This is a genomic window from Arthrobacter sp. Soil782 (genome assembly GCF_001428435.1).
GTDB classification, from domain to species: Bacteria; Actinomycetota; Actinomycetes; order Actinomycetales; family Micrococcaceae; genus Arthrobacter_D; species Arthrobacter_D parietis.
In genome coordinates this window covers 1,404,176-1,415,848 of record NZ_LMSO01000001.1, presented here as the reverse complement: position 1 = coordinate 1,415,848, position 11,673 = coordinate 1,404,176, and the positions used below count along the sequence as shown (strand labels likewise).

General features: G+C 62.9%; 11 protein-coding genes. 6 read left to right on the top strand and 5 right to left on the bottom strand.

What is annotated here, in order from left to right:
• Nucleotides 1-40: 40 nt before the first annotated feature.
• From ASH00_RS06870 to ASH00_RS06850, 5 genes are read left to right on the top strand one after another with little or no spacing between them, the layout of a single operon-like run.
• Complete coding sequence (locus tag ASH00_RS06870) at nt 41-1,261, top strand: ABC transporter substrate-binding protein (RefSeq protein WP_056546221.1); 1,221 nt, start codon at nt 41-43, stop codon at nt 1,259-1,261.
• Nucleotides 1,262-1,274: 13 nt separating this feature from the next.
• On the top strand, nt 1,275-2,159 hold the full coding sequence (locus tag ASH00_RS06865; protein WP_056546219.1) for a branched-chain amino acid ABC transporter permease: 885 nt from the start codon (nt 1,275-1,277) through the stop codon (nt 2,157-2,159).
• Entirely contained in the window at nt 2,156-3,181 is a 1,026-nt protein-coding gene (locus ASH00_RS06860) for a branched-chain amino acid ABC transporter permease (protein WP_056546217.1), read from the top strand. The genes ASH00_RS06865 and ASH00_RS06860 overlap by 4 nt, the downstream gene beginning before the upstream one ends.
• A complete protein-coding gene (locus ASH00_RS06855; protein WP_056546215.1) occupies nt 3,178-3,963 on the top strand; it encodes an ABC transporter ATP-binding protein in 786 nt (261 codons plus the stop codon). The genes ASH00_RS06860 and ASH00_RS06855 overlap by 4 nt, the downstream gene beginning before the upstream one ends.
• Complete coding sequence (locus ASH00_RS06850) at nt 3,960-4,670, top strand: ABC transporter ATP-binding protein (RefSeq protein ID WP_157359022.1); 711 nt, start codon at nt 3,960-3,962, stop codon at nt 4,668-4,670. The genes ASH00_RS06855 and ASH00_RS06850 overlap by 4 nt, the downstream gene beginning before the upstream one ends.
• A 77-nt stretch (nt 4,671-4,747) precedes the next feature.
• Here the strand turns inward: ASH00_RS06850 and ASH00_RS06845 are convergent, their stop codons facing one another.
• From ASH00_RS06845 to ASH00_RS06825, 5 genes are read right to left on the bottom strand one after another with little or no spacing between them, the layout of a single operon-like run.
• Nucleotides 4,748-7,126, bottom strand: a complete 2,379-nt coding sequence (locus ASH00_RS06845) for a bifunctional salicylyl-CoA 5-hydroxylase/oxidoreductase (RefSeq protein WP_056546213.1) — start codon at nt 7,124-7,126, stop codon at nt 4,748-4,750.
• Between the two features lie 14 nt (nt 7,127-7,140).
• Complete coding sequence (locus tag ASH00_RS06840; RefSeq protein ID WP_056546210.1) at nt 7,141-8,799, bottom strand: AMP-binding protein; 1,659 nt, start codon at nt 8,797-8,799, stop codon at nt 7,141-7,143.
• 48 nt (nt 8,800-8,847) lie between these two features.
• Nucleotides 8,848-9,756 (bottom strand): acyl-CoA thioesterase, encoded by a 909-nt coding sequence (locus tag ASH00_RS06835; RefSeq protein WP_157359021.1) that lies wholly within the window; start codon nt 9,754-9,756, stop codon nt 8,848-8,850.
• Nucleotides 9,753-10,232 carry a cupin domain-containing protein gene (locus tag ASH00_RS06830; protein ID WP_056546206.1) on the bottom strand — a complete coding sequence of 160 codons (480 nt, stop codon included), beginning with the start codon at nt 10,230-10,232 and terminating at the stop codon, nt 9,753-9,755. The genes ASH00_RS06835 and ASH00_RS06830 overlap by 4 nt, the downstream gene beginning before the upstream one ends.
• Complete coding sequence (locus ASH00_RS06825; RefSeq protein WP_056546204.1) at nt 10,229-11,128, bottom strand: fumarylacetoacetate hydrolase family protein; 900 nt, start codon at nt 11,126-11,128, stop codon at nt 10,229-10,231. The genes ASH00_RS06830 and ASH00_RS06825 overlap by 4 nt, the downstream gene beginning before the upstream one ends.
• Before the next feature lie 123 nt (nt 11,129-11,251).
• On the opposite strand from ASH00_RS06825, the gene ASH00_RS06820 reads away from it, so the two are divergent.
• Nucleotides 11,252-11,668, top strand: a complete 417-nt coding sequence (locus tag ASH00_RS06820; RefSeq protein WP_056546203.1) for a RidA family protein — start codon at nt 11,252-11,254, stop codon at nt 11,666-11,668.
• The last annotated feature ends 5 nt before the right edge of the window (nt 11,669-11,673 follow it).

Below are 11,673 nucleotides of genomic sequence, written 5' to 3'. Positions count from 1 at the left end.
CACCCGCACGCGCACCGTGTGCCCAGAAGGGATATAAACCATGTCTGAAATCTTCTTCCGGGGTGGCCGCACGGCGCGCCGCACTACCGCCGTTATGGCTGGCTCCCTCACCCTGATGATGCTCACGGCATGTGGAGGCGGAAGCCTCGGCAACGCAGAGGGCGACGACGGCGCTACTGGCTCCACCGACACCGTTACCGTAGGTCTGGCCGTTCCCCAGTCAGGCGTCTACGCCGGCCTTGGTGAGGACATGACGCAGGGCTTCGAGCTGTACCTGGAACAGGCGGACAACAAACTAAGCGGTTACGACATCGAGGTGGTCAGCGCTGATACCGGTGAAGGGCCGCAGACAGCCATTCCCGCCGTTTCCCGTCTGATCCAACAGGAGCAGGCCGACGTCGTTACCGGCATTGTCAGCTCCGCCACCGCTCTGGGCCTCCGGGATACGTTCGTGCAGGCAGAGATCCCGCTGATCATCGCCAATGCAGGCGCCGATGACATCACCGCCGAGCCGTCCCCGTACATCTGGCGCACCTCCTACACCAACAGCGAGGTAAGCGGCGCTATTGGCAAACACGTGGCCGAAGAGGTTGGAGATGGTTCCGTTTATCTCATCGCAGCCGACTACGCCGCCGGGCAGGAGCACGTCAACGGGTTCAAGGAACAGTTCGAAGCCGCCGGCGGCAAGGTAGCTGGAGAAACCTTCACACCGTTTGGCTCCACGAGTGACTGGCAGCCCTACCTCAGCAAGATCCGCAGCTCCGGGGCATCAGCCGTTTTCGCGTTCTACGCGGGCTCCGAAGCTGCCAACTTTGTCCAGCAGTACTCCACCTTCGGCCTGGCTGAAGAAGCACAGCTCTACGGGAACGGCTTCATTGTCGAGGGCGATGTGCTGCAGGCGCAGGGCGAGGCAGCTCTCGGCATCCAGACGTCGCTGAATTACAGCCCGACGATCGATTCCGAAGTCAACAACAAGTTCGTGGAAGCCTACGTCGCAGCGTATGACGAAGTTCCCACTGTCTATGCCATGCAGTCCTATGACGCTGCAGCTGCGATCGAAGCCGCACTGGAGGCTGCCGATTCCGTTGACGGCCCCGGCATTGCCGCAGCATTGTCGGAGGTCGGCGAGTTCGAAAACAGCCCGCGTGGGTCGTGGAGCTTCAACGAAAACCACGACCCGGACCAGAACTACTACCTGCGTGAAGTGCAGGAAGTCGATGGCAAGCTCTCGAACGTGGTTCTCCGCGAAATCCAGGACTAAAGGACAAATTCCGATGCTGGCATGGTTCGATGCGAACACCGCAACCATCCTCAACGGCCTGGCGCTGGGCGCAGTACTGTTCCTGATCGCCGTCGGGCTGTCACTGGTCTTCGGGACCATGGACGTGTTGAATCTGGCGCATGGCGCCGTGTCACTGATGGGCGCTTACGTGGGCGTGGCGATGTACGGCGCCGCGCCCACAACGGGGATGTTTTTCCTGGCCATGGCAATCGCTGCCGCCGTGGGATTCGCGGCCGGTGGGGTACTGGCGACGATGGTCTCGCCCGTGAGAAACCACCTGCGGCAGGCGTTGCTCACCCTGGGCATGGCGCTCATCGTTGCTGAGCTCCTCCAGGAGGTGTTTGGCCCGGAGGTACGGTCCGTTCCCGTCCCCGAGTTCCTCTCCAGCACGGTCAGCCTCATGGGTAACCCCTATCCGGTGTACCGGCTCGCAATGGTAGCGGCCGGAATCGTCGTGGCGGTCGTGCTCTACATCGTGCTTGAACGCACCCGTGCCGGTGCAATAGTGCGGGCGACCGTGGCAGACCGTGCCATGGTCGAAGCCATCGGAATCCGCACCAAAGTGGTGCTTGCCCTCGTCTTCGGCGGCGGCGCGGCACTGGCCGCCGTCGGAGGTCTGCTCGCAGCACCCATCCTCGGTGCACAACCGGGACTGGACGATCAGATCCTCCTCCTCGCTCTCGTCATCGTCGTGATCGGCGGCCTCGGCTCGCTGCGCGGTGCACTGCTCGGCGCACTCGTGGTGGGACAGGTGCAGACGATCGGCGTGTCCGTGGTCAACGAGTTCGCGTCCTTCCTGCTCTTTGCAGCACTCGCCGCGGTTCTCCTGTTCAGGCCGCAGGGCCTATTGCCAGCTCGAAAGGGAGCGCACGTATGAGCGCGACGAACACACTCTCCGGCCTGACCGCAGATCAGCCCGGCACGACGAAACTCTTCAACACCGGCGCGCCGCGGCCGGCGTTCCGGCTGTTCGTCGCCGTCGTCATCCTTCTGATTCTGGTGGCCCTCCCGTTCTTCCTCGCACCGTATCCGCTCAGCCTTGCAGGGCGGGCGCTGGCCTTCGGCCTGCTGGTGGTCAGCGTTGATCTGCTCACCGGTGTCATGGGGATGCCCTCGCTCGGGCAGGTTGCCTACTTTGGTGCCGGCGCCTACACGGCCGGGCTGGTCGGTATACATCTCTCCTCCAGCGGCCTGGTGCAGTTGCTCATCGGAACACTGGCCGGGGCCGCGCTTGCACTGCTGACGGGAGCCGTCGCCGTAAGAACCGCGGGCATCGTGTTCCTCATGATCACCCTCGCCATCGGCGAGTTGGCCCACATCGGCGTCGATTCCCTTTCCGTGGTAGGTGCGAGTAATGGTCTGGCCGGCATCCCACCAGTCAGCGTGCTGCCCGGCGGCGAACCACTGACTGTTCCCGGATACCTCTACTGGTGGGTTCTGGCCGTGTTTGTCATCGGCTTCTGCGCTGCCGTGATTCTCAACCGCTCCCCGCTGGGCCGCTCGATGCGCGGCGTTCGCGACGGTGAACTCCGGCTGCGCGCCCTGGGACAGAATACGTACTCGGTCAAGCTCATTGCCTACACGATTGCCGGTGGCGTCGCCGGCGCAGCCGGAACCGCCTGGGTAGCGCAGACACAGTTCATCTCGCCCGGAGATTTGGGCTTCGACATGGCCGCTTTCGCACTTCTCAGTGTTGTTCTTGGTGGAGCGGGCAGCCTCTGGGGGCCGGTAATCGGAGCAGGCCTGGTGATCTTTGTCCGCGACTGGCTCGGTGGCTACATTGAGGGTCGCGGAACGCTTCTGCTCGGTGTGGTTTTCGTTATTGCCGTCTATGTTCTTCCCCGGGGTGTTGCAGGCATCAAGGGGCGTTCCTTACGACGAAAGTCGAGTGATTCATGACAACCACGGACACGTCCATCCTCGATATCCGTGATCTCACCCTCTCCTTCGGCTCACTCACTGCCGTGGACCGGGTAACCCTGCGGGTGGACGAGGGCGCACGTCACGCGCTCATCGGCCCCAATGGTGCCGGAAAATCAACACTTTTCGGCGTTCTGGCCGGGCGCCTTCGTGCCACCAGTGGGCAGATTTTCTTCAATGGCCAGGATGTGACGGCGTTGAGTGAGGCGGAGCGCGCCCGAAACGGTCTCGTCCGTACTTTCCAACACTCCAGCCTCTTCCTTGGGATGAGTGTGCTGGACAACGTCGGCCTCGCGGTGGAACGCTCGACCAGCCAGCCGAAACGGCCCTGGCCGAGCCGCCGCCGGGACCGTGCCGTCACCGATGCGGCAATGACACATCTGGAGAGCGTGGGCCTTTTGAGCCGCCCCTCCGCATTGTGCGGGGCGCTCTCGCACGGCGAGCGCCGTCAGGTGGAGGTGGCCATGGTATTGGCCTGTGAACCGCGGATGGTTCTGTTCGATGAACCAACGGCGGGAATGTCAGTGGCTGAGACCAACCGTTTCGCAGAGATTGTGGAATCACTCCCCCGAAAGGTCACCGTGGTCGTCGTCGAACATGATCTGGATATTGTCTTCCGCCTGGCCGAGCGTGTCAGCGTGCTTGCTGCTGGAAAGCTGATAGCTGACGGGACACCGGAAGAGATCCGTACCAACGACGCCGTCCAGGAAGCGTACCTGGGAACATCCAGCAACGAAGCTCTCTTCGGAGCCGCATCATGAACGCCCACCAGCTGCTCGAGGTCGAGGACCTGGCGGCTGGTTACGCGGGCAGCCGGGTGCTGGATGGTGTGTCCCTGACCGTCGGTTCCGGGGAGGCTGTTGCCCTGTTGGGGCGCAATGGTGCGGGCAAGACGACCTTGATTGAAACGGTCATGGGGATGGTCACGGCCATGGATGGTCATGTGCGGATTGACGGCAAGGATGTCACCGCCAAACCCCCGCACGTGGTGTCGCAGGCCGGTGTGGGAATTGTTCCTCAGGGGCGGCGCGTGTTTGCACCCTTGACCGTGGAGGAGAACCTGGAGATCGCGCTGCGGAAGCGTTCGGGCGACTGGACGATCGAGCGGGTCTACGATCTCATGCCCAGGCTGCGGGAGCGCCGAACGAACCTGGGTTCGCAGCTTTCCGGTGGTGAACAGCAGATGCTCGCGATCGGCCGGGCACTGCTCGGTTCGCCGAAACTGATGCTCCTCGACGAGCCATCCGACGGCCTTGCCCCAAAAGTGGTTGAACAGGTTGGCGAGATCATCCTTGACCTGACAGATACGGGCATGGCGATTCTGATCGTGGAGCAAAACCTCCATCTGGCGTTCACGGTGTCAGACCGGTTGGCGATCATGCGTAAGGGCGAAATTGTCCACGAAAGTTCAGTCGTTGATTTCCGACGTGACGAACAACTAGCCCACAGCCTGCTGGGTGTGGGCTGAGTTCGCCGACATACAACGCTCGCAGAGAAGGAGGGATCCCCGCCGTAGCGGGGATCCCTCCTTCTCTGTAGGCAACGTTATTGTGCTTTGGCAACCGCTTTTGGGCGCCAGCGGAGGTGCGGATCAGTTTCCGGGTCGGCCTCGCGCAGCAGCGACAACCGCGGCCTCACTGCGTCGGTGCGGGCGCTGGGGGGTTTGCGCCGTCCGGCCCGGAACTGTTCAATCCAGCGGGCTCCCTCGCCCTGATACTCCTGCTCGGCTGCGGCGTGAAGTGTCCATTGCGGGTCGTAGAGGTGCGTGCGGCCCAGCGCAATCAGATCGGCCCGTCCGGCCAGCAGGATGGAGTTCGCGTCATCGTAGGTGGAGATCGCGCCAACTGCGATCACGGTGGCACCGGCGGGGGCTGCAACTTCCTGGCGGATGCGATCCGCGAAGGGCGTCTGGTAGCTGCGCCCGAAAGCCGGCTTCTCCTCGGAGGCAACCTGACCGGTGGACACGTCGATCCCCGAAGCGCCGTGGCCAATTAACGCACGGGCAATTTCGACGGCGTCGTCAGCTGTGTTTCCGCCGTCAACCCAGTCCGTGGCGGAGATGCGGACCGTCATGGGTTTGTCGGCGGGCCAGGCGGTGCGGACGGCGTCGAACACTTCCAGCGGGAAGCGCAGCCGGTTTTCCAGGCTTCCGCCGTATTCATCAGTCCGCTGGTTGGCCAGCGGAGACAGGAAGGAGGACAGGAGGTAGCCATGAGCCGCGTGGATCTCGAGGAGGTCAAACCCGGCAGCGTCGGCCCGTTGGGCAGCAGCGACAAAGTCAGCGACCACCTGATCCATATCAGTCCTGTCGATCTCCTTCGGTGCAGCATTATCCGGTGAGTACGGCAGGGCGGAGGGTGCCAGTGTTTCCCAGTTGTTTTCCAGGAGCGGCTGATCGATTCCCTCCCACATCAGGCGGGTTGATCCTTTTCGTCCCGAGTGACCAATTTGGATGCCAAGCTTTGCGCTGGACCGCGTGTGCACAAAGTCGGCCACTCGACGCCATGCCTCGAGCTGTTCCTCGTTGTACAGGCCGCTACAGCCGGGCGTGATCCGCCCCTCTGGTGAGACGCACACCATTTCCGTCATGACCAGGCCAGCGCCGCCCACGGCCTTTGAGCCAAGGTGGACCAGGTGAAAGTCAGTGGGAACGCCGTCGACCGCTGAGTACATGTCCATGGGGGAAACCACAATGCGGTTCTTCAGAGTCAGGCCGCCGATGGTGTGTGGCTGGAACATGGCGGGGATGACCTGTTCCAGCCCCTGACTGACCGCGAAGTGTTCCTCCACCCTGTGCGCGAACTCCGGGTCACGAAGGCGCAGGTTCTCCTGGGTGATGCGGCGTGAGCGCGTGAGCAGGTTGAAGGCGAACTGCACTGGATCCTGTTTGCCGTACTGGCCAATGGTCTCGAACCACTCCAGGGAAGCTTGCGCTGCACGCTGGGTGGATTCGACGACGGGGCGCCGCTCGGTCTCGTACGCTTCCAAAGCCGCGTCAAGGTCCCTGTGTTCGTGCAGGCAGGCGGCCAGGGCGAGTGCGTCTTCCATAGCCAGTTTGGTTCCGGAGCCGATGGAGAAATGTGCGGTATGCGCTGCGTCGCCGAGCAGCACCACGTTGTCCTTGCGCCAACTCTCATTGCGAACGGTGCTGAAGTTCAGCCACTTGGAGTTGTTCGCCAGCACCTCGTAGCCGTCCAGTTCCTCCGACAGGAGGTCCCGGATCTTCGCTACTGCCAGCTCGTCCGAAACCCCGGGCGGGAATACTGTGTTGGTTGTGGCGCCGAAGCCTGCGGCTTTCCAGACGTCCTCATGCATTTCAACGATGAAGGTGGACCCGGTCTCTGAATACGGATAGCCGTGGACCTGCATGGTTCCGTACTCGGTGTCCTTGACGAAGAACTTGAAGGCCTCAAAAACCTGGTCTGTGCCCAACCACATGAACTTGTTGGGGCGAACATCCAGCGAGGGACGGAAGTCCTTGGCGTAGGCGGTGCGGATCTGCGAGTTCGCGCCGTCGGAGGCGAGTACCAGATCGTAGCCAGCCTCCAGTTCCTCAATGGGCGGCGCAATGGCGGAGAAGCGGACGTCGACGCCGAGCTCCACTGAGCGATGCTGGAGAAGTTGGAGGAGCTCCTTACGGTTCATGGCAGCAAAACCCTGGCCGCCGACCGTGAGCTTCTCACCCCGATAGTGGATGTCAATATCGGCCCAGCGGGCGAATCTCCGCGACATATATTCAGCCACCACGGGATCGGCGTTACCGATTCCGCCCAGGGTCTCATCCGAGAAGACCACACCGAAACCAAACGTGTCTGTAGCGGCGTTGCGCTCCCAGAGAGTGATGTCGTGGGATGGGTCAAGCTGCTTCATCAGCGCGGCAAAGTAGAGCCCTCCCGGGCCGCCTCCCACAATTGCGATCTTCATGCCAATATTCCTTTCTAGACCAGTTCCACGCCGGTGGTTTCGGTATCAGCATTGGCTTGCAGCTTCTCGCGGAGGCGGAAGTGCTGCAGTTTGCCGCTGGGGTTGCGGGGCAGTTCATCGACGAATCGCACGTCGCGGGGGTATTTGTAGGGGGCGATACTGGATTTCACGAAGTTCTGGATCTCTCTGCGTTTCGCGTCATCCCCCACCACGCCGTCGCGCAGGACGATGAAAGCACAGACCACGCTGCCCCGCTCCTCGTCGGGGCGGGCGACGACGGCGTTCTCCAGCACGTCTTCGTGCTGTTCGATGGCCGCTTCCACTTCGGGGGCGCCGATGTTGTATCCGGAGGAAACGATCATGTTGTCTGACCGCGCCTGGTAGATGTAGTAGCCCTCGGCATCGCGGAGGAAGGTGTCGCCGGTGACGTTCCATCCGTTGCAGATGTAGTTGTGCTGGCGTTCGTCGTCGAGATAGCGGCAACCTACCGGGCCGATGACAGCCAGCCGTCCGGCGACGCCGTCGGGCAGCTCCTGGTCATCGTCGCCGAGGATGGCGGCCCGGAACCCTGGGACGGGAACACCGACAGCGCCCGGATGGATGTCATCGCCGGCGGCTGAGATGAAGACGTGCAGCATTTCGGTGGCCCCGATGCCGTTGACCAGTTTGAGACCGGAGGCGCGCTCGACCGCCTCCCACGTCTCCTTGGGCAGGTTCTCGCCGGCCGAAACGCCGATCCGCAATCGGGAGAGCAGGTCGGCGCGGCCTTCCTTGATGATGGCGCGATAGGCGGTGGGCGCGGTAAAGAGGACTGTGGCGCCCGCTTCGGCTGCGCGTTCGGCGAGCTCCACCGGGCCCGCGCGCTCGGTGAGCAATGCGGAGGCACCGAAATACAACGGGAAAACCACCAGACCGCCCAGCCCGAACGTGAAAGCCAGTGGAGGCGAACCCGCGAACACGTCCTCGGGACTCGGCGTCAGCACGTGACGCGCGAAAGTGTCGGCGTTGGCCAAGATGTCCCGGTGAAAGTGCATGGTGACTTTCGGTACGCCAGTGGTCCCCGAGGTGGGGGCAAGGAGAGCGACGTCGTCCGCTGCGGTGGCAACGTTCTCGAACGTGCCCGGCTTGGTTTCGGCCACCGACTCCAAATCCGACGACCCGCCGGAACCGTAGCGCACCACCGGCAAGGCGGTCTTCGCTGCGGCCACATCCATTTCCTCAGCGAAACGGTGATCCGTGATTGCCAGAACCGGCCGCGTCAGACGCACGAGGGTGGAGACTTCCGTGGCGCGCAGCATGGGCATGGTGGTGACGACCACTGAGCCGGCTTTGAGCACGCCCAGCCACGCTGCGACCAGCCACGGATTGTTCGGTCCGCGCAGCAGCACGCGGTTACCGGGAACGATGCCGTGGTTTTCGGTGAGCACCCGGGCTATCTGGTTGGAACGCTCGAGCAGCTGGGCGTAAGTCCACACTTCGCCGTCCGGGGTGCGCAGGGCCGGCCTGCCGGCTCCGAATTTCGCCGTCGATTCGTCGATGAGGGCAGCGGCGGCATTGAGGCGATCCGGGTACTGCAGCTCCGGCAGCGTGAACTCCAGGGTAGGCCACAGATCCGCAGGGGGAAGGTGGTCGCGCGTAAATGTATCCACGTGGGCCGATGGCGTGAGGTGCATGGCCGATCCTTTCGCGGTTAGCCGAGTAAGCGGGATGTCTAGTGGGAACTAGCCCCGGATCATGCCTTCTTGGGCAACCGTGGCCAGCAGCCGGCCGGAACGGTCGTAGAAACGGCCCATCGCCAGGCCGCGATTGTGCTGCACGGAAATGGCGTCCTGGGCGTAGAGGATCCAGTCATCTACACGGCCGTCACGGTGGAACCACATTGAGTGATCCAGGCTGGCGGTGGCCAGACCGGGGCTGGACCAGTTCAAGCCACGGACGCGCAGCAGGGTCTCAAGGATCGTGTAGTCACATACGTAGGTCAGTGCCGTGCGATGCAGGTCTGCGGTGGCCTGGGCGTCGTCGAGGTCGGGGAGGGCCTGGAAGGCCTTGACCCACACCGCCTGGGTGGGTACCGCCCCGGCGTCCGACGTGAGATAGAGAGGTTCCGGGACGTGACGCATGTCGAAGCTGCGTCCATGAGACCAGTACTCGCTGGCGGGACCGGTGGTTCCCTCGAGCACTTCCGCGGCAGTGCGCAGCGTCTCCGGATCCATCGTCTGCGGATCGGCCGATTCCGGAGCCGACTGCTGAAATTCCGGGCCGTCCTCCTGGACGTGGAAGGAACCAAGCGCGGTGAACGCCGTCTTTCCGTTCTGGACGCCACGCACGCTGCGCGTGGAGTAGCCGCGGCCATCCCGCAGGATTTCGACGTCGTAACGAACGGTGGCACCGATGTCCACGGGACGCATGAAGTAGCTGTGCATGGAGTGCAGCGCCCGGTCGGCGCCCACTGTGGCCTGCATGGCAGCGGTGGCCTGGGCAACCATGTCGCCGCCGTAGGCCTTCGGCCAGGGGACGTACTGGGTGGTTGCTTCGAAGGACTGATCCGTGGGGCCATCAACCGGGGTCAGTTCGATGGCCCGCAGGAACGTATGTGCCGTGCCGGGCGCAAGGACGGGGGGCATCCTCATGCCCTCCGGTAGTCGGCGAGGGTTTCGTCCGGGACGTCCTCCAGGTTGACTACGAGGTTTTCGGGGGTGCGGGCCGTGAGCCACACCAGTTCCTCGGTGACGGACATGTTGGCCTCGATGTGGTGCATGAAGGGCGGAACGAAAACCCAGTCCCCTGCTTTCATGTCAAGGTACTCCGAGTAGTTTTCCCCGAAGTAGATGCGGCCGTGTCCGCGCAACACGTAGCCGCCGGTCTCGGCTTCCGCGTGGTGGTGCGGCAGCGACCGGTATCCGGGAACGTTGGAGACCTGGCCAAACCAGAGCTTGGTGGCGGGTGTGTGCTGGATGGACACGCCTGAAACCCGCACGCAGTCACCGGACTGCGCTGTGTTCGTGTCTTCCTGGCCGCTGCGGGTGACCACGGGAACAACGTTGCCCTGCTCGTTGGCGTACTGGCTGTTGTCGCCTTCCAAAATGTACTCGCTGGCAGTGGTCATAGTGATTCTCCTTGACGTTCAGGGGCTGGCTGCGGCAACGGCGCCGCGGTCGGTATGAGGGTGATCGTGTTCTCAAGACGGCCTAAACCGTCGATCTCTGTGGTGAGGACGTCTCCGTTGACCAGGAACCGTGGCGGTTTCATGCCTGACCCAACACCGCCTGGCGTACCGGTGAGCACAATGTCCCCGGGACGCAGGGTGGCGAAGGCGGAGATGTACGCCAGGAGCTGGTCCGCGCCGAAAACCAGCGTTGAGGTCTCCCCCGACTGCACGAGTTCGCCGTTGACATACCCCCGGACGCTGAAGTTCGGGTTTGCCTCGAACTCGTCCGCGGTGACGATGACGGGACCAATCGGAGTGCTGGCGTCGAAGGCCTTGCCCTGCAGCCACTGCAGCGTGCGGTTCTGCCAGTCGCGCATGGAGACGTCATTGGCTACGCAGTACCCTGCGATGGCTTCGGATGCCTCGGATGCGCTGGCGTGCCGCAACTCTTTACCGACGACGACGGCCAGTTCCGCTTCCCAGTCCACGTTGTCGCTGCCGCGGACAGTGATGGTGTCATGCGCCCCGGTGAGGGTGTCGGCGAACTTGGCGAACAACGTGGGATGGGCGGGCAGTTCGCGGCCCATTTCCAGGATGTGGTCGGTGTAGTTCAGTCCGCAGCAGATCACTTTCCCGGGTTGAAGGACTGCTGGTGCAAAGTTGGCATTGGCCTCGGGCACAACATTCGGGCCGTTACCGGCTGCGTGGGCTTCCAGCGCAGCCTCCACGGCTTCCCGCCAGGCGGGAGTAGCGATCAGAGTTCCGATGTCGCGCACCTGAAGGGGCAGGAACCCCGCATCAACCGCGACGGCGGCGGTGGTCCCCTCGCCCGTTCGCAGGGTAGCCAACTTCATGATGCTCCTTCAGCTTATGCTTATATGTCGACAATTTTGCGGTCGCAACATATGATCAATTTAGCATGATCGTCAGGATGTGCAATAGACCACCTTCGGAAAATTTGTCACCAGGAGGCCCCCATGACCGCAGAGCCCACAAGCGCAAAACGCACCATCAATCCAGCGTCATTGGCGAGGCCTTCCGGATACGCACACGGCACGCTGACCGGCAACACGGTGTACCTGGGCGGACAGACCGCGCTGGACCAGGACATGAACATTGTTCAGGGCGGGATAGTGGAGCAGTTCCGGCAGGCGTTCTCCAATGTGCTCGCCACACTCAAGGAGGCCGGCGGACGCCCGCAGGATCTGGTGAGCGTGACCATCTACCTCACGGATGTCGACGACTATATGACCAACGGCCGCGAAATCGGCCGCATCTGGCGGGAGATGGCAGGCTCTGAGTACCCCTCAATGGCCGGGATCGGTGTATCCCGTCTATGGCAGAAGGAAGCGCTCATCGAAATTCAGGGCATTGCCGTCATTGGACAGGCATAGCCCGG